This is a genomic window from Microcoleus sp. B6-A1 (assembly GCF_036705085.1).
In the GTDB taxonomy this organism is placed as follows: Bacteria; Cyanobacteriota; Cyanobacteriia; order Cyanobacteriales; family Microcoleaceae; genus Microcoleus.
Window position 1 is genome coordinate 1 of the sequence record NZ_JAUBTU010000129.1, and the last position, 17,622, is coordinate 17,622.

Here is a 17,622-nt window from a genome sequence, read left to right on the forward strand (position 1 = left end):
TCCCGCCCGTCCAAAACGGACGGGCGGGACGCCCATCCCACAATAACAATTAAAATTGTAAGTTATTTACTTCGCGCGCGATCCTTAGATTTTAGATTTTAGATTTTAGAATTGAAGCATTGACTTGCGCGAGATGAATCCGGGGGCTTGTATCCTGGATGCTTTCGGTCAATCGACTTTAGATTTTAGATTTTAGATTTTAGATTTTAGATTTTAGATTTTAGATGAAAGAATTGAAGCATTGACTTGCGCGAGATGAATCCGGGGGCTTGTATCCTGGATGCTTTCGGTGAGTATCATAATGTCGATAAAAATTGCTTGCGGTTCCTCTTTGAGCAGCCGAACCCAACCTTCAGCGCCGTCGGCGACCTATATCGCAGTACAATGAATTTCTGCCAGCAAGTTTTTCAGCAAATACCGAAAAACTATCTTCATCCTCCCCAATCAAAACTTTGGCTGCTGAATCCGCCGCTGGCGAGCGCCCGGAACCCCGCAAGCTACGAGAATTTGCGCTTGTCAGCGGTATTTCATCTGCCTTAGCAGGGGACATTTCCAAAGGGTTTTCTTCCTCTCCCCGATATAGAATCGGCAGTGTGACAAAAAAAGTCGAACCCACTCCGGGTGAACTTGTGATTTCAATACTTCCCCCTAGAAATTCCGCCAGTTTTTTGCACAGAGACAATCCCAACCCGGTGCCTCTGACGCCCTTCTGCAAGGGATTTTCTATTTGGACAAATTCTTCAAAAATCCGCCTTTGGTCTGCTGGGGGAATACCCATGCCCGTATCTGCTACTGAAAAAGTAACTGTCCCCTCCTCTCCTATTTCCGCAGCAACTCGAACTTCACCTGCTTCGGTAAATTTGAGGGCATTAGAAATCAGATTTCGCAAAATCTGAGAAACTTTTCCCTCGTCGGTGGTGAGGATTGGAAGTTCGAGAGTATCTTCAAAAATTAGAGAAACGGCAGAGTTTTGGGGAAGCAGGGGGCGCATCATTCCTCGCAGGGCGCTGAACAAATCTTCGACTTCAAAATCAGCCAAGCGAACAGTTAGTTTTCCGGCTTCCACTTTGGCTAAATCTAACGAGTCGTTGACAAGTTCTGCGAGAGACTCGGCGGATTTGTAAATGTAATTTACTTGCTTTTCCTGTTCGGCGGAAAGTTCTCCGTCTAGGCGATGTAACAATATTTCGGAAAGGCTCAGAATTGCCGTTAGCGGAGTGCGAAACTCGTGGCTCATATTGGAGAGAAAGCTGGTTTTAAGTTCGCTGGCGCGCCGGAGAGATTCGGCCTTGTCGTTCAATTCAGCGTAAAGTGCTAGGACTCCGCGATTGGTATCTTCTAGCTGTTGATTTAATTGTACGAGTTCTTCTTGACGCTGGCGGAGTTCGTCTAAAGTGCGTAGTAATTCTTGATTTTGCTGCTGAATTTCGGCATAGGGATCTTCGGGAATTTGGCGCGCTAGTTTGTCAACTAATTGATTTAGTTCGATCGCACTCAGCGCAGGCATATTTTTGGAAAACTGTTTAATTAATTGTACAGCCGTTCCGCGATCGGGCCGAGAGTCGATTTTCACTTCGTCCATCAACCGTTTCGCTGCTGCTAAACCGAGTCCCGCGCCGGTTTGGGATCGAAAATTGGGGCTTAACACAGCCGGTAAATCAGCAATTCCCGGCCCCGTGTCGGAAATCCGAGTCCGAAAAACTTGGGGCGATTCCCCTTCCACAATGAATTCTACTTTGCCACCGCCTGCATATTTGAAAGCATTGCGGGCAATTTCGGAAACTGCTGTGGCGATGCGGGTTTGTACTTGGGAATCGAATCCCAGCCCTTTAGCAATTTGGCGAGCTCTTTGGCGTACTTGTACGATGTCTTGTTCAAAACGGACTTCCGTCGTCAGGATTGGATAACTCACGCTGCTTCTCTCACCTTGGCTACTATAACTGTCATGTCATCGCGAGTGCGTTTGAAGTCCCGGTAGAGCACGGCTGCGATTAAAGCAGGATGTCTGGAGGCTAAACCCGGGTAGCGGTTTAAATTCCACTGCGCCGCCAAACCGTCGGAGTGCATGATGAGTAGGGACTGCTGCGACCAAGGATAGACAAATTCTGCTACTTTTCGCATCATATGTCCAACTGTGCCGTTGTAGGAAACCATGCTACGGCTTTGGTTATCTGTGACAACTACACCGCTGATGTTGCCAATTCCGGCAAAACAAACTGTTTGTTGGGTACGATCGATTTGGGCGATCGCCCCAGCCGCTCCTCTGGTATTTTTTAAAGCAGCGTGCGCCTTCTCTAAAATTGCTTTCGGCCCGAGTTTGGCGTTTTCCTCAAATACCCGCACTGCTTCGCCAGACGCTTCCTGGGCCAAATCCCCGTAGCCGAGCCCGTCTGCAACTAAGATCAGGTGTTTGTCAAGGTGATTTTCTGCAGCCCAGGAATCGCCGCAAATTTGCTCTCCTGCTTTTGGCAAGTGGACGACCCCCAATTCCAAGTAATTGCTGTTTTGGGATGCTTCCCGGCTATTTTGGGTAGGTTCCAGCCGCGCTAATAAGGCTGTCCCCAGTTTTGGTACAGAATGAATATCAAAAAAAGTAGAGAGGCGTTTAATTGCCCCCAGCCCAGTTCCAGGGCTTCCCGCTGTAGAAAAACCGTCCCGCATACACACCGCGACATTTGCCATTCCTTGGCCCCGGTCTAGCGCTACTATTTCAATGCTATATCCTGCCGCTGTTTTTGATGTTCGCAGCAAAAGTTCTCCTTCGCGGGCGTGCTTGACCAGGTTTTTTGCGGCTTCCGTGGTAACAATTGCCACTTTACCGCGATCGGTCTCGTTAAATCCGACTTCCGTCGCGAGGGCGACTGCGATTCGGCGCGCTTCTCCCACTTGACTTTCTTCTGTTACGGGCAGGGCTACAGCATCTATCATTATTTTGTAGTTCTCATCTTAAGCTGGCGCGCATTTAAAAAGTCATTAGTTCTTAGTTCTTAGTCATTAGTCATTAGTCATTAGTCATTAGTCATTAGTTCTTAGTTTAGTTAGCCATCGCGCGATCGACCCCAGAAACCGGGTTTCTACTGAGATTTCTCGTTACCAAACCCAAAACTCATAGAAACCCGGTTTCTCATTAGTCATTTGTAGCGCGCGCGCGACCCCACTCTCTCCCAATCTCCCACTCTCCTTACTCCTCACCGCCAGCGGACGATCGCAATTTTAGTCCCCTTACCCACTTTGGAAACAATCTCAAATTCGTGCATCAACCGCTTGGAACCACTGAGCCCCAAACCCAAACCCTGATTAGAAGTATAACCGTCAGTCATAGCCAATTCGATGTCTGGAATTCCCGGCCCCTTGTCTTCAAATATCAGCCGTAGCCCTTTGCGCGTTCCTAATTCGAGCGTTTCGAGAGTTACAGTTCCCCCTTTGCCGTACTCTACAGTATTGCGGGCGAGTTCGCTGGCTGCGGTAACGATTTTCGTTTGGTCTAGTAAACCGAATCCCATTGCTACAGCCCAAGTTCGCACTTGCTGTCGGACGTGGACTATATCGGATGACGATCGGATTTCTAGTGTCTCACGTTTTGACATGGCGGCTACTGTACCAAAATAGAACTTCTCCCCAAAATATAGGACTTACGATCATCAACTTAGTTTCTCTTAATAGGACTTACGCGCTTACTACGATTTTCTCTCAAAAGAGAACATAGTGCAGGAATCTCAAACCCTTGATTTAACCCCCTTGAGTGCGTAAGCCCTGCCCTAAGAAATCTTCAGTTTGTCAACAAGGTATCTACAAACAAACTACGTTCCTTGACTGCCTGTGCCTCAGTCAGGGGACAATTAATCGACTGCTTACGCTTGCTCGTCAACAGACAAACCCAAGGATTTTCGTAACAAAATCATGCCCTTTTCAACGCTTAAAGCTGTGCGAACTCCTGTCAGGGAAAGCCCCAACTCAACGAGCGTAATAGCAACCGCTGGCTGCATCCCGACTACAACCGTCTCCGCATCTAAAATTCGCGACATACTAGCGATATTGTTGATGATGCGACCGATAAAAGAATCCACAATTTCTAGAGAAGAAATTTCTATCAACACACCTTTGACGCCTGTTTTGACAATGCGGTTTGTCAGGTCATCTTGCAGCGTCATTGCTAAGCGATCGTGCATATCTACTTGAATTGTTACTAGCAAAAATTCTCCCATTTGAAGGATCGGTATTCGTTCCACAAATTCACCTATGTGTTAAGCTTTACTAAAATTTTCATCTCAGACTGCAATATGTTTATCTTTCCTCTTTAAGATTTTTTATAGTTAAACCTTGGCGCTGCAACGCCACTTTAAAAGCATCTGCTAAAGTAGCTTTTGTGAGAATATCCTGCAAGTCAACTCCCAAGTGAACTATGGTTTGAGCTATTTGCGGGCGAATGCCACTGATGATGCACTCAGTACCCATTAAACGGGCGGCGGCGACAGTTTTTAATAAATGTTGAGCAACTAAAGTGTCAACAGTCGGCACGCCTGTAATGTCTAAAATCGCAAATTCTGAGCCGCTTTCCATGATTTCCTGCAACAGAGTTTCCATGACTATTTGAGTGCGGGCACTGTCGAGAGTCCCGATCATGGGTAAAGCGAGAATTCCTTGCCAAAGTTTGACTACGGGTGTTGACAATTCGAGCATTTCTTGCTGCTGGCGTTCGATGACTTCTTCGCGAGCTTTGAGAAAAATTTCTGTCACCCAAAGGCCAAGCTGGTCTAATAAACTGGTGGAAAGCCAAAGTTGTTCGACAAGTGCGTCGCGGTTTTCTGTCAGTTCATGACAAAGCCGATCAAACAATGGCTTTTTGAAGCATAAAATGAAACTCGCTATCTCTGAGGGAGTAAAGCCTCTCTGAACGCGCGATCGCGAAACTTCTGCTAGCAGCACCCGCATATTTTCCCATTCGGGTGTCTGGATGTCGCTAAAGTTACCGTGCCCGACTGCCATGTGGAGCAATTGCAGGAACTCTTGACACTCGGAGCGCAATTCTTTGGCTCTCATCAAGTCGTCCCGCCGCAGCCCGGTATTTTGCAGTTCTTTGAGCCAGTCTGCTAGTAACTCTGCTTTGTGTCTTTGTAGGATTTCCGCGATCGTGTTATTGCTTGTGAGTTCCATTAAAATTATCTCCTGCTTAGCAATTGGGATGAAATTGTACGACGAGCGAGCGCACCAAGCGTGTTTTTTGATGGGGCAACTTCTGAGTTTAGCTCACTGTTTGCTGTTTGCGATCGAGGGTTAAGTACCTAATTGTAAAATGCGTTTGACGATCGCACTGGTAGAACTCGGAACTTCTATTTCGATCAAGGAAATCTTGCCACCTCCGGCGATAACTGCCGGTGCTTCCGGCAGAGTTTCGAGTTGATAGTCGCCTCCTTTAACGTATATATCCGGCTTCAGGATATTTATCAGTTTAGTTGCTGTAATTTCGGAAAAAATTACTACGGCGTCTACTGGTTTGAGGGCTGCTAACACTTCGGCTCGCTGATTTTCCGGTACGATCGGGCGGGGTGGCAATCCCGGCTGCTGCGGTTTGATAGCTTGCACGCTGGCGTCGCTATTCAATCCCACCACCAGCGATCGCCCCAAATTTTTTGCCGCCTGCAAATAGCGGACGTGACCGCAGTGCAGGATATCGAAGCACCCGTTAGTAAACACGATCGGACGCCACTTGTCCGGATCGGATGCGATCGATCTTTCAAGTTCTCTCAACGTATAAACATCAGAAATCATTGCAGTCATTACCACCCAATTTGAACAGATATCAAAATTATCCTACCAAAAAATGTGATGCTTTGCACTTTCGTTATTAAAAAATATATCAGTCAACTTTCCCACTAATTAATAGTTGATCGACAGCAACTATTAATTAGTAACTGGTAACTGTTGAGCCAGAATGAATAAGTAAAAATTACCGAAATTGAAGCAGATTTTGAAAACATAATTCCTAGGTAAAGAACAGCTAGTCTTTTATCGGTAACTTCCATATCCTGCTGTTGGTAATTGGAGGTGAAAAAGGTTGGTAAACAATTATTTATTCCCGCCCTCTCTTATATCAATTACTATAAGACAAGGGATGAGAGTTCCACCGCATCGGGCAGGCGATCGGGGAGTGAGATCCCTAGGGGGTGAAACCCTACGAAACGCGCTCCTCCTGTGTCTATTATTTCTGGCACGGCCACGCGAGCGAAAGCTAGTTAAAACCAGGAACCCCAGTGTGCAGAGCTCATCTTTACGCTGGATTCGTCAGACTATAGAAGAAGCCAGCAGTTGCTTGCAGCAGTTTCTGGGCGCCATCTTGACCAAGCTTTACAGCCACCCCAGAAGCGTACAGCCTCCTGTGTCCAACTCTGCATAGCTGTGCAGAAACTCGACCTTTTGGGTCGCAACCGCAGCCTGTGAAAACCCAGAGGAAAGTCGAGTTCGGTACCCGAAGCAGCTATTTTGGTGGAAAATAGCTTAACTCGTTCAACAAAATCCACTCAACTACCCCCTTGAATCTAACGGTGTAGAATTATCTAACACGAATTATGAAAGCAAGTAATAGCCGTCAATTTTCTTCAGTAGCTGCTCGAACTCTCAAAGTAGTCGGGATTATCTTAATTCTCTCTGCTTTGCTTGACTGCATTGTTCTGTCGCTGCCGGGAGAAACTTCAGACCTTCTCAATCGAGGCTGGCAGTTGACTGCTGCAACTCAGATAGTTGACAAGGGCATTATTCCTTTGATCGGTATCGCCCTCCTGATGACTGGCTTTTGGGTGGACAGCAGCAGTGGAGTCTCTATTGAGCGACGCAACGTTTGGCTGGACTTGCGATTCTGGGCGCTGTTGATTTCCAGCTTGTTAGGTCTAGTTTACCTATCTCTGGTTCCCGTTCACCTCAACAATACTCGTTTGGAACTCAAGGATGCTCTGGCTCAAGTCGATCTAGAAGCGGGACAAGCGGAAGGTCAACTTGAGGCACAACTTAAAAGCCCTCAATTTAAAGCTCAGGTAGAACAGCTCAAAAGCGAGCGTCGCAGCCAGATAGGGGCGCTGCTGCAAGACGACGGGAAGCTGCAACAAGCACTCAAGAGTCCAGAGGTTCCCAAGGAATTGAAAGCTGTGCTTGAGGAGTCGAAAAATGACCCGAAAGCCCTCGACAAGTTCCTGGAACAGCAAGCTCAATCACTTCCCACTCAAGCTCGCAACGAGATTCGCACCCGCAAGCAACAAAAAGAGAAAGAGTTAAGAACTCGATCGAGAAATTCGAGTTTGCAGACGGGAATCAACAGTTTGTTGTTAGCGATAGGCTACATTACTGTTGGTTGGACGGGATTGAGAAGTATGGGAATTCTGCGGTTCGGCCGCCGCAAAAGCTGACCGGCGCTGGCAGGGATCGCGCTGGTCGAGACATCCCTGAGAAATAGTTTGTTTACCCAATAGTTTGCCCTTACTGAAAGCTGGGAATGTTCTCAATTTATATTCTGACTTACAACGAAGAGATTGATATCGCCGCTTGCATTGAATCGGCACTGCTTTGTGACGATATCATTGTAGTTGATTCTTTCAGCACCGATCGCACCCTTGAGATTGTTCAGAACTATGCCGTGCAAACAGTACAGCACCGCTTTGAAACTCACGGACGCCAGCGGACTTGGATGCTCCAAGAAGTCCCGTGCAAGTACGAATGGGTTTACATCCTCGAAGCTGACGAGCGGATGACGCCTGCACTGTTTGCTGAATGCTTAAAGGCGATCGAAAGTCAAGAATATATCGGCTATTACGTAGCTGAAAAAGTAATATTTATGGAGCGCTGGATTCGCCGCAGCACTCAATATCCCCGCTATCAAATGCGCCTCTTTCGCAAAGACAGAGTGTGGTTTACTGACTACGGTCACACTGAACGCGAAGTCTGCAACGGGCCTACTCACTTTTTGAAGGAAACTTACCCTCACTATACTTGCAGCAAAGGTCTTTCCCGCTGGATTGAAAAGCACAACCGCTACTCGACTGACGAGGCGGCTGAAACTCTCCGCCAATTAGAAGCGGGTCAAGTAAATTGGTGGGGTTTATTGTTTGGCGCGTCGGAGGTGGAAAGGCGCCGCGCTTTGAAAGATTTTTCTTTGCGCTTGCCTTTGCGGCCTGTGGTGCGCTTTTTCTATATGTATATTTTACTCGGCGGATTTCTTGACGGCCAAGCGGGATTGGCTTGGTGCACACTGCAAGCTTTTTATGAATATCTAATTTTGCTGAAAGTTTGGGAAATGAAGCATCTACCACTGCCAGCTTTAGAGGTAACGACAGAACAATCTCTTTCGGAAGTAGTAACAGTTGAGCCGTCAAAAGTTTCTTATAATCTTGGCGCTTCCGATACTAGAAATTAAAAATTGGTAAGAGGTAAGCTCGCCTAGCGGTAGTATTTGGAACTTATACCCTCGCGGTTCCCCCGCCGATCGGACTCGAGGGGTAGCCTAAGTATTTAGAAGAGTTATTATATCCTTTCCGTGTGCATCGAAATTATTCATCTCTCTCTTCTCTGACTCTGCGATCTCTGCGTACTCTGCGGTTAAATCATTCCGATGCAACCGGAATTAATATTAAACTCCTTAAATCCGAAGAAAGCGAATCCGTTGCAGAACTTCCTTTTTTCGCAACAACAAAACAGAAAAAACCCGGTTTGTCCAAGAAACCGGGTTTCTAAATACCCTCAAATTTTTAGGTTTAATAAAGTTTTGATGTTTAACTCAAAACTCTCATGACTCACAACTTAAAACTCTTGAGATTTTGCTGTTGTTTTTGCCCGATCGAGCTTTAAGATCAACACCCCCAAAGGTGGCAAACACAAGTCGATCGAATAAGCACTGTTGTGGAACCACCACTCCTCAGTCCACTTGCCCCCCAAATTCCCCATATTGCTACCGCCGTATTCCCGCGCGTCGCTGTTAAACAACTCCGTATAGAAACCTGGTTCCGGCACTCCTACGCGATAGTGAGAGTGCGGCTGGGGCGTAAAATTGCACACCGTCACCACAAACTCGTCGCCATCCTTCTCTCGGCGCACAAATGCCACGACGCTGTGTCGATTGTCGCTGCAATCAATCCACTCAAACCCATCCTCAGCAAAATCTTGACTGTAAAGTGCCGTTTCGCTGCGGTACAAATGGTTCAAATCTTTAAAAAACAGCTTCAACTTTTGGTGCGGCTCGAATTGCAGCAACTGCCACTGCAAATCCCCCCAAACGTTCCACTCGTGCCACTGGCCGAACTCCATCCCCATAAAGATCGTTTTCTTTCCGGGATGAGCAAACATAAAAGTAAACAAACACCGCACGTTTGCAAACTTTTGCCATTCGTCCCCTGGCATTTTCCCGATGATGTGGGCTTTGCCGTGCACTACTTCATCGTGGGACAAAGCCAGCATGAAATTCTCGCTGTGGTTGTACCACATACTGAAAGTTATGTTGTTCTGGTGGAACTGGCGGAACCACGGGTCCATGTGGTAATAGTCGAGCATATCGTGCATCCAACCCATGTTCCACTTCAGGTTGAAACCCAAACCGCCTACATAGGTCGGCCAAGATACCATCGGCCAAGAGGTAGATTCTTCGGCGATCGACAGCGCACCTGGGAAATAGCTAAAAATGACGTGATTCGCCTGTCGCAGAAAATCTGCCGCCTCGATATTTTCCCGTCCCCCGTACTGGTTGGTCAGCCATTCTCCCGGTTCGCGGCAGTAATCCAAATAAAGCATCGAGGCTACGGCATCTACGCGAATCCCATCGATGTGGTACTTGTCAAACCAGAACAAAGCGTTTGCTACTAAGAAATTCCGCACCTCGTTGCGGCCGTAGTTAAATACCAGGGTTCCCCACTCTTTGTGCTCGCCCTTGCGGGGGTCGGCGTGTTCGTACAAGTGAGTTCCGTCAAAGAAAGCCAAGCCGTGGCCGTCTTTGGGGAAATGTCCCGGTACCCAGTCCACCAGTACGCCAATGCCGTTGGCGTGGCACTGGTCAACAAAATACATGAAATCTTCAGGTTTGCCGTAGCGGGAAGTTGGGGCGAAATAGCCGGTTACTTGGTAGCCCCAAGAACCGTCGAAAGGATGTTCGGCGATGGGCAGCATTTCGATGTGAGTGAATCCCAAATCTTTGACGTAGGGTATCAGCCGATCGGCTAATTCCCGGTAAGTCAGAAAGCGCGCCCCGGGATTGAGTTCCGAAACTTGCACGGGGGGTTCTATTTCCCCATTTGGTAGCACGGCGGGTTCGTCAGTAGCGGCGTGCAGCCAAGAACCGATGTGGCATTCGTAAACCGAAACCGGCTGCGTCAGTTGGTCTGTGTGTCGCCGCTTTTCGATCCAAGCGCTGTCGTTCCAAGTGTAGGTGTCTAAGTCCGTGACAATTGATGCTGTTTTCGGCCGCACTTCTTGCTGGAAACCGTAAGGATCGGACTTTTCGTAGGGATGTCCGTCTTGGTTTTTCACTTCGTATTTGTAGGAAGTTCCCACGGATAGTCCCGGAATAAATAATTCCCAGATGCCGTTTTGCGATTTCCGCATTTGATGTTTGCGGCCGTCCCAATAGTTGAAATCTCCTAAAACAGACACGTTGCGGGCATTTGGGGCCCAAACGGCAAAATATACTCCTGTGATGCCGTCTACTTCGGTGAGGTGCGCCCCCAGTTTTTCATAAATGCGGTGGTGATTGCCTTCGGAGAATAGGTGCTGGTCGAATTCTGTGAGTTTGGGCGATCGAAAGGCGTAGGGATCGTAGATGAAGCGCTCGTGTTCCCCTTCTTTGACCCGCAATTGATAGTTTGCTAGTTCTGGGGTGTCGATCGTACATTCAAAAAAGTGAGGGTGATGCTCTGATTTCATGGGGTATTCGGCCCTGGCCTCCGGCACAACTACGGATACCGCATCCGCATTCGGCAGATAAGCTCGGACGACCCAGACTTTTTTGCCATTTTCTTCGATCGCGTGAGGGCCTAGCACTTCAAATGGATCGTGGTGCTGATTCCAAACAATGCGGTCAATCTGTTCAAAGGGGACGGTCGCGGGCATAAAACTACTTACCTCAATCTTTTAACTAAATGGCTTTCAAAACCTAGAGCGGCGCTGCACTTTACATTTCGATACATTTTTGATCGCTGATCCTACCACTGATTAGCACGATCTTGCCTGCAGCAGATCCAGCGCGCGCCCTTGCACACACAGCAGGCTGTTGCCTTGCCGGAGGCCGAGCTGGGGTTTTACTGCTAACATCTAAGTATAGAAATAGTGAACGAACCTGACGGTAAACTGACTATAGTTAGACCGCAGGCTTCTTTTTCCTTTTTTTCAAAGGCTTTTTTGAGTGACGGAGTTCCCCCGCCACTTTCGTAACTTAGACCAATTCTCTTTATAAGCTTAGCTGAGTTTTTATCTCGATCCAAAGATTCTCCGCATTGACAAGAATGCCAGCGCTCCGACAATTCTTTCGGTACTTTGTTGAGGCAATTCCAGCAATGTTGAGAAGTTCCTCTTGGAGAGACAAACAAAATGCTTTTACCCAATTTCCAGGCGACATATTTTAGGACGCTGGCGAATTGCCCATGAGCAGCATCAAGCATGGATTTATTCAAGCCACTTTTAGCTGACTGACCGTTCGGCAAATAAACCAAATTACCATTTTCAACATCTGTCTTGGGCTTGGCACGTCTAGTTAAATTTTTGACACTCAAGTCTTCAACAACTAAAACCTCACATTTACCGAATAGCTCATGTGCAGTTTTAAACTGAAAATCTAATCGGGATCTAGCTACAAACTGATGGAGTTGGGAAATCTTGTCCTTGATAATCTTCCAAGGCTTAGAACCCTTGACTCTATTAGCTAACTTCGCTTGAAGTTTTGCCAATTTCTGGGCCGACTTCCTCAAAAACCTAGGATTCTCAACTCTCTCGCCATTGGAAAGATAGACGTAGTTAGTGATTCCCATATCGATGCCAACAGTATTTTCGACCGTCGGTTGAATTTCTGCAACCGTTACGGGAACTGTTTTATCTTCTAGCGTTAGGGAGATATACCACCCATCAGCTTCTCTGATAACTGTTCCCGTCTTAACTGTGAACCTTGTTGGTATTGGACGGTGGAAAACCATAGGTACTTGACCTATTTTTGCGAGGTCAATACAAATCCTATTTTGCTCGTCCTTGACAAGATCAAGATTGTCTAGTTGAGGATAAGTGAAAGATTTGTAGTAATGAAGCCCTTTGAATCTGGGCTTGCCTCTACGATTGCCATTTTTATCGGGCGTGGTGAAATTTGAAAAGGAAGTTTCCACTCTGTTGACGACATCTTGCAAAACCTGAGAGTCCAACACTTTATAATCAGGAAATAGCTTTTTTGTGTTTTTCAGGTCAGCCAGTTGTATGGTTTGCCACTGTACATATCCGCCTTCAATGTTCGAGAAAACGTCACCTTTCCTGGTCAAAGGATTGCCTGACTCATCCTTTTTTCTACCATCCCTAGTTTGCACTCTCGTCAAAGGAATATTTTGATAAATTTCCTCAATCGGGACTATCGAAACAATCAAGGGGCAGGCGTTGATAGGTGTTCTCGTGGCTTCCCACCACCTAAATCTATCGCCAAGTCGGTAGTTGTACTGCCGACGACAGAGCTCTAGGTGAGCCACCATCGTTGTTAGTTGGGCTTTTGTGGGTTTGAGGCGGTATTTGTAAGTGAGTTGCATTTTTTAACTTCCTTTTTTCGACCTTTGCATAGTATAGTTTGTGTATGTCCAAAATGCCACACCAAAACTTACCATTTCAACACTTAGGAAGTACATCGAAAATCAAGATACTTCCGAAGATTAATTCATAGTGGCTAAGTCTAATTGTCGGTTTCCGTCCCTCCACCCGACGCTTCTGGACATCACGGTCGGTAATTCCCAACGGGGTACTTCGCGCAGCGCTCAGATGTGTCCCCTCTAAATATACCGAGGGACTTCCCGGCTGGTAGTTCAAACAAATTGAAAAATTTATATTTTTTCCCAAATATCCTTGACTTATTTTTTTATATGTGATAATGATTTTTTTAAAACTCTTGTCGATTGGCGGCTGCAGGAGGGTCAACCCTGTAAGTTTTGGGGAGCAGTTAATGGTTTACCTAGAATTTTCAGGCAGGGACGATCGCCCGATCGGTAGAATTTCACATCCCGGAGGCTGGGTTTCCCCACAAAGCCCGTGAAGTTGGGCAATACGCTCAAAGAGCGAAGGATGCTTAACTCGGTATTGAGGAATCAAAGCTAAAGCACTCAGCAGGGCGACAGCAGCAAGCAATATCTGCCATGCTCAAGGCATCGCCTACCAAAAAACTAGCACCATCCTACCAGCGACGGTGCAATAGGTTTAAAGCAGAACTCATGCTTAACAGAAGTTAGTTTTGTCGAGGCAGGGTTAATACCGAACTGGCAGGGGGCCAATTGAATCACTAAACTGGCTCAAAACAGACGGGTAGATTTGCTTGCCGGCACCGGCGCGAAACTCGTAGTCAACAAATCGAGTAGCCATGCCGATGCTGTCATCGAGCAAATCTGCGACGAGCATCCAAGGCTCAGCTTGCTTTCCTATCCTCTGCGAGCCACAGTGGCGGGGAAGGAAAGCGAGACTCGATCGAGTGCAAAATTTTCGTCGAGTCTGCGAGATCCTCCGGTTAATATTCAGTTGAGGCAGCAGCACTGGCAATGTCCTCAAACATCCTGTCACAGGCTTGAGTTTCAAAACGTGCAGGCCGGGAGTCAAATTTTCAACTTCAAAGGGGATGCCCTTGTAACCCACCGCTAAGCGGACTTTGCTGCTGTAAGGGGATGTACGGAACTGTAGTAAAAGCATCCGACTACAACTAAGACCCAACTTGAGACCTAGACCTCTGAGATGAAAAAATGCGAGGAGCGAACGATTTTTCACCTGGAGGCTAGGCTCGTTGGGCAAACACTCTCGGATCGCCCTAGTTAGGGAGACTTTTTAGGAGTAGGGGCAGGGGTAGTAGTTGCACCAGCCCCAGGAGTGGCTTTTGGAGATGCAGAAGAAGCCGGGGGAGTAGTAGTAGTAGTGCCAGTGCCACCAGTGCCGCCCGGAGAGGGGCTAGGGGAGCTGGGGCTGGTGGTTTCTCCTCCGCAGGCGCCGAGGGCGACTGCCAAGCCCACTACCAAAGTCAAACGAATTAATCCCTTGTTCATAAAAACTCCTTAACATTGAAAACCCATCGCAAGGAAGGGAATAGTGTACTTGAGAAACAATGCTGGCACGAATAGCTCAACGATTCGCTCGTTGATTACAATACTGCATTTATTAATAAATTTCACATAGATTATCGCTAACCAGCAAAGATTTCTTTTTTTTGGCAAATCCTGAAGTCAAAGAGACCAGTGGTAGGATGGGTTGGTTGGCTTGTGAGGTATCCTTGGTAAGGATAACCGATCGAACGCAGATAGCCACTACTGGCGCTCTGGGAGACAAAAAACTCTTAACCTCAATCAAGCTGAAGCTACCACACTTTACGTATTGGTGAACTTTATGACCGCTGCTATCAGATCCCCGGATTCTCCCCGCTCCCGATCGACCCGCAAGCCCGCTGCTGGAGCTGCCAAAAGCAAAGTTACTTCTATTGCGCGAGCTAGGCGGGCGAAGACAGGGCCGGTATTGCCCAACTACTCGCCAGCCGACGAACAGGCGATTGCTCGATCGTCCGCATCAGTGCTGAAAGTCTTGCCCAATCGCCTGCAGCAGCCCGTGTGGTTGCGATCGCTCCTGCAAGCACAGCGCGCCTCCTCAGTGGTAGCAGTTATGCTTTTGGGCGGTGCTCTGAGTCTCTACGGCTTGACCGTTTACGGCGAGCAGCGCTGGAGTCAGGAGTATCAAAAACTGGAAACTCTGCGCCTCCGGGAACAGCAATTGAGTGCTTCTAGCGAAGTCTTGAAACACCAACTTGCTAAAGAAGCCCAAAATCCCGAAACCGGTTTGGCTCCGCAGAATCCTGGGGACACGATTTTCTTGCAGCCTGCCCCTGAAACTCGATCGCCCGTTGCGGCACCAAATTCTGAGCCCGCTCTCCAGAATCGAGCCGGTGTGGAAACACCCCTGGGCTATTAAACCTGTGTCAAAGCGGAGAGCGCCCTCCGGGCCTGAGTGTCCGAGGGCCTGAAAATTTGAGGATCTAATTTCCTTTTTGACTTTTTTCCAAGTCGCGATCGATTTTCAGCTTCCCACCGGAAGTTACAGATTAAAAATAATTAAGACCACTTCAAAAAACAGAATGCAACTTTAGGTGTGATCCAAACCCTGATAGGGACTGCTCATTCCCAAGTCGTGAATTTTATATTTTAAGATTTAAGTTATAAATTATCAATTCTACAACGCTCTAACTTGCTATTGAATTTTTAATGCCATGAGCTACGACCCCCGTTTTGACCGCTACAGATCGCCGAATTTCAAACGCACAAAACAGGCGGGCGATTCCCTACGGGATAGCTTCGCCGCGCGTACTGGGTGGAAAAAATCAGCCAAACCTAGAGATTCCGGCAGTTTCGGCCGATCGCCACAACAGACGGCTGCATCTTGGGGGCGACCAGTGGAGCGTTTAAAGCGCAGCAAGTTCCGTTTGTGGGCGGTGTGGGCGGTGTTGATGCTGGGGGGGCTGGGGCTGGCTATGAATTTGTTTTATTTGCAGGTGACGCGAGCTCCGGCGCTGCGTAAACAGGCTCTTCAGCAGCAAACTCTCAAAACGAAGCCGTTTGTACCGAGACGCCCGATAATTGACCGCGCCGGAAATGTTTTGGCGATCGACAGACAGGTGTACACGCTCTACGCTCACCCGAAGTTGTTTAACCACTCGAAGGCGGAAATTGCGGCTAAGTTGGCTCCGATGCTGGCGATCGAACTGACTCCGGGCACTACGTCGGAAACTGAACTGATACGCAGGTTTAATCTTGCTGAAAGCGGTATTACAATTGCGGAGTCTCTACCTCAAGAGGTTGCCGATCGCGTCGCTGGGATGCAAATTAAAGAGAGTCTGGTGGATGGCTTGGAGTTGCTGCGTCAGCAGCAGCGTTTTTACCCGCAGCAGGAGTTGGCGGCGGATATCCTCGGTTATGTGGACGGGGAACGGAAGGGACAAGCCGGGGTGGAATACAGCCAGCAGAATTTGTTGGAACGATCGATGCCGTCGATTCAGTTTAGCAGGTCGAGCAATGGGAATTGGGTTCCCGATCGGCTGACGGCGGGATTTGTGCAGCTTGATGACTTGAAATTGCAATTGACGATCGACAGTCGCTTGCAGCGGGCGGCCCGAAGTGCCCTCAAGGAAAAAATGAAGCAACACGATGCGAAGCGGGGCACAGTGATTGTGATGGATGCCCGTAACGGGGAATTGCTGTCAGTTGTGGCGGAACCTTCTTATGACCCGAATCAATATTTTAATTTCGATTTGTCGCGCTATAAAAATTGGGCTGTAACTGATGTTTATGAGCCTGGTTCGACTTTTAAAGCGATTAATGTGGCGATCGCTCTGGAAGCGGGTGCGGTGAAACCTAATACTGTGTTTAACGATGAAGGTCGGATTTACATGAATCCCTGGACTATCCAAAATTCCGATTACCAAAGAGCAGGAGCGCGTGGCCCTTCGACTGTTACTGAGATTTTGAAACATTCTAGTAATGTGGGGATGGTGCACATTATGAGAACCATGAAACCTTCTCTTTACTATCAAGCTTTAGAAAAACTCGGACTCGGACAAACTGCGGGAACTGATTTGCCTTTTGAAGTAACCAGCCAGCTTAAAAATCGAGAGCAATTTATTAATTCTCCTGTGGAAGTTGCTACTACGGCTTTTGGGCAAGGTTTTTCGATTACTCCGATGCAGTTGGTGCAGCTTAACGGAGCTTTGGCTAATGGTGGCAAGTTGGTGACTCCTCACGTTGTGCGGGGACTTTTTGATAGGGAAGGTGAAGCTTATTGGAAGCTTCCGAGGCCGATTCCTAAGCAGGTTTTTTCACCGGAAACTACTAAGCAGGTGTTAGAAATGATGGAAACTGTGGTTGATGGTGGTACGGGGAAAGCTGCACAAATTCCTGGGTATCGGATTGCTGGAAAAACGGGCACGGCTCAAAAAGCTAATGCTGGTGGGGGTTATTCTGACAAGGCGATTATTACTAGCTTTGTGGGGATCATGCCTGTGGAGGCTCCTCGGTATGTGGTTTTGGCGGTGATTGATGAGCCGAAGGAGGGTTCTTCGGGGGGTACGGTGGCGGCGCCGATTGTGGAGTCGGTGATGGAGGCGCTGATTTCTATTGAGAAAATTGCGCCGAGTAAGAAGTAGTTGATTATACAGCATATTCGGTGGTTGATGAAGTACAGTAGTCGCTATATTTATGTGGTGTGATTTTAATATGTAGGGTGCGGATCTGCGACCTTTTAAATAGAACTTGCAGATTGACGGGTGTATCCGCACCTTACTTAGGAATGAGAATTAAATAACTTCCACTCTTGAAAGTGGGATGGGCGTCCCGCCCGGCCAAAAAGGACGGGCGGGACGCCCATCCCACCATAACAATTAAAATTGTAAGTTAT

Annotated in this window: 16 protein-coding genes; 5 read left to right on the plus strand and 11 right to left on the minus strand. The window is 47.7% G+C overall.

What is annotated here, in order from left to right; genetic code table 11:
* Positions 1-352 precede the first annotated feature (352 nt).
* The 6 genes from QUB11_RS29080 to rfaE2 all read right to left on the minus strand — a co-directional run bounded on the left by QUB11_RS29080 (position 353) and on the right by rfaE2 (position 5,778).
* The gene (locus QUB11_RS29080) at positions 353-1,912 is read right to left on the minus strand and encodes an ATP-binding protein (RefSeq protein WP_333392393.1); all 1,560 of its coding nucleotides are present in this window, start codon (positions 1,910-1,912) and stop codon (positions 353-355) included.
* Entirely contained in the window at positions 1,909-2,928 is a 1,020-nt protein-coding gene (locus QUB11_RS29085; protein WP_333392395.1) for an ATP-binding SpoIIE family protein phosphatase, read from the minus strand. The genes QUB11_RS29080 and QUB11_RS29085 overlap by 4 nt, the downstream gene beginning before the upstream one ends.
* A gap of 260 nt (positions 2,929-3,188) precedes the next feature.
* Positions 3,189-3,587 carry an anti-sigma regulatory factor gene (locus QUB11_RS29090; protein WP_333081357.1) on the minus strand — a complete coding sequence of 133 codons (399 nt, stop codon included), beginning with the start codon at positions 3,585-3,587 and terminating at the stop codon, positions 3,189-3,191.
* Between the two features lie 264 nt (positions 3,588-3,851).
* Complete coding sequence (locus tag QUB11_RS29095; RefSeq protein WP_333157322.1) at positions 3,852-4,229, minus strand: STAS domain-containing protein; 378 nt, start codon at positions 4,227-4,229, stop codon at positions 3,852-3,854.
* A gap of 55 nt (positions 4,230-4,284) precedes the next feature.
* Positions 4,285-5,154, minus strand: coding sequence for an STAS domain-containing protein (locus QUB11_RS29100; protein ID WP_333157321.1), 870 nt, complete (start codon positions 5,152-5,154; stop codon positions 4,285-4,287).
* Positions 5,155-5,274: 120 nt separating this feature from the next.
* Entirely contained in the window at positions 5,275-5,778 is a 504-nt protein-coding gene (rfaE2, locus tag QUB11_RS29105; RefSeq protein ID WP_333157320.1) for a D-glycero-beta-D-manno-heptose 1-phosphate adenylyltransferase, read from the minus strand.
* A 475-nt stretch (positions 5,779-6,253) separates the two neighbouring features.
* Between rfaE2 and QUB11_RS29110 the strand changes: the two genes are divergently transcribed.
* The 3 genes from QUB11_RS29110 to QUB11_RS29120 all read left to right on the plus strand — a co-directional run bounded on the left by QUB11_RS29110 (position 6,254) and on the right by QUB11_RS29120 (position 8,401).
* On the plus strand, positions 6,254-6,394 hold the full coding sequence (locus QUB11_RS29110; RefSeq protein ID WP_333229400.1) for a hypothetical protein: 141 nt from the start codon (positions 6,254-6,256) through the stop codon (positions 6,392-6,394).
* Positions 6,395-6,566: 172 nt separating this feature from the next.
* Positions 6,567-7,397 (plus strand): hormogonium polysaccharide biosynthesis protein HpsJ, encoded by an 831-nt coding sequence (gene hpsJ-B, locus QUB11_RS29115; RefSeq protein WP_333392396.1) that lies wholly within the window; start codon positions 6,567-6,569, stop codon positions 7,395-7,397.
* A gap of 86 nt (positions 7,398-7,483) precedes the next feature.
* Positions 7,484-8,401, plus strand: coding sequence for a glycosyltransferase family 2 protein (locus QUB11_RS29120; RefSeq protein WP_333229402.1), 918 nt, complete (start codon positions 7,484-7,486; stop codon positions 8,399-8,401).
* A 383-nt stretch (positions 8,402-8,784) separates the two neighbouring features.
* Here QUB11_RS29120 and glgB read toward each other — a convergent pair whose 3' ends face one another.
* The 5 genes from glgB to QUB11_RS29145 form a co-directional block, all read right to left on the minus strand.
* Positions 8,785-11,079, minus strand: a complete 2,295-nt coding sequence (glgB, locus tag QUB11_RS29125; protein ID WP_333392398.1) for a 1,4-alpha-glucan branching enzyme — start codon at positions 11,077-11,079, stop codon at positions 8,785-8,787.
* Between the two features lie 194 nt (positions 11,080-11,273).
* Positions 11,274-12,746, minus strand: coding sequence for a transposase (locus QUB11_RS29130; protein WP_333207059.1), 1,473 nt, complete (start codon positions 12,744-12,746; stop codon positions 11,274-11,276).
* 412 nt (positions 12,747-13,158) lie between these two features.
* Positions 13,159-13,335, minus strand: a complete 177-nt coding sequence (locus tag QUB11_RS29135; protein ID WP_333207060.1) for a hypothetical protein — start codon at positions 13,333-13,335, stop codon at positions 13,159-13,161.
* Between the two features lie 117 nt (positions 13,336-13,452).
* Positions 13,453-13,887, minus strand: a complete 435-nt coding sequence (locus tag QUB11_RS29140) for a glutathione S-transferase N-terminal domain-containing protein (RefSeq protein ID WP_333207061.1) — start codon at positions 13,885-13,887, stop codon at positions 13,453-13,455.
* A 119-nt stretch (positions 13,888-14,006) separates the two neighbouring features.
* A complete protein-coding gene (locus tag QUB11_RS29145; RefSeq protein WP_333207062.1) occupies positions 14,007-14,234 on the minus strand; it encodes a serine protease in 228 nt (75 codons plus the stop codon).
* A 337-nt stretch (positions 14,235-14,571) separates the two neighbouring features.
* Here QUB11_RS29145 and QUB11_RS29150 point away from each other — a divergent pair, with 337 nt between their 5' ends.
* Together QUB11_RS29150 and QUB11_RS29155 are read left to right on the plus strand one after the other, a co-directional pair.
* Positions 14,572-15,147: a hypothetical protein gene (locus QUB11_RS29150; protein ID WP_333207063.1), complete on the plus strand. Its 576-nt coding sequence runs from the start codon at positions 14,572-14,574 to the stop codon at positions 15,145-15,147.
* Between the two features lie 295 nt (positions 15,148-15,442).
* A complete protein-coding gene (locus QUB11_RS29155) occupies positions 15,443-17,371 on the plus strand; it encodes a penicillin-binding protein 2 (RefSeq protein WP_333207064.1) in 1,929 nt (642 codons plus the stop codon).
* The last annotated feature ends 251 nt before the right edge of the window (positions 17,372-17,622 follow it).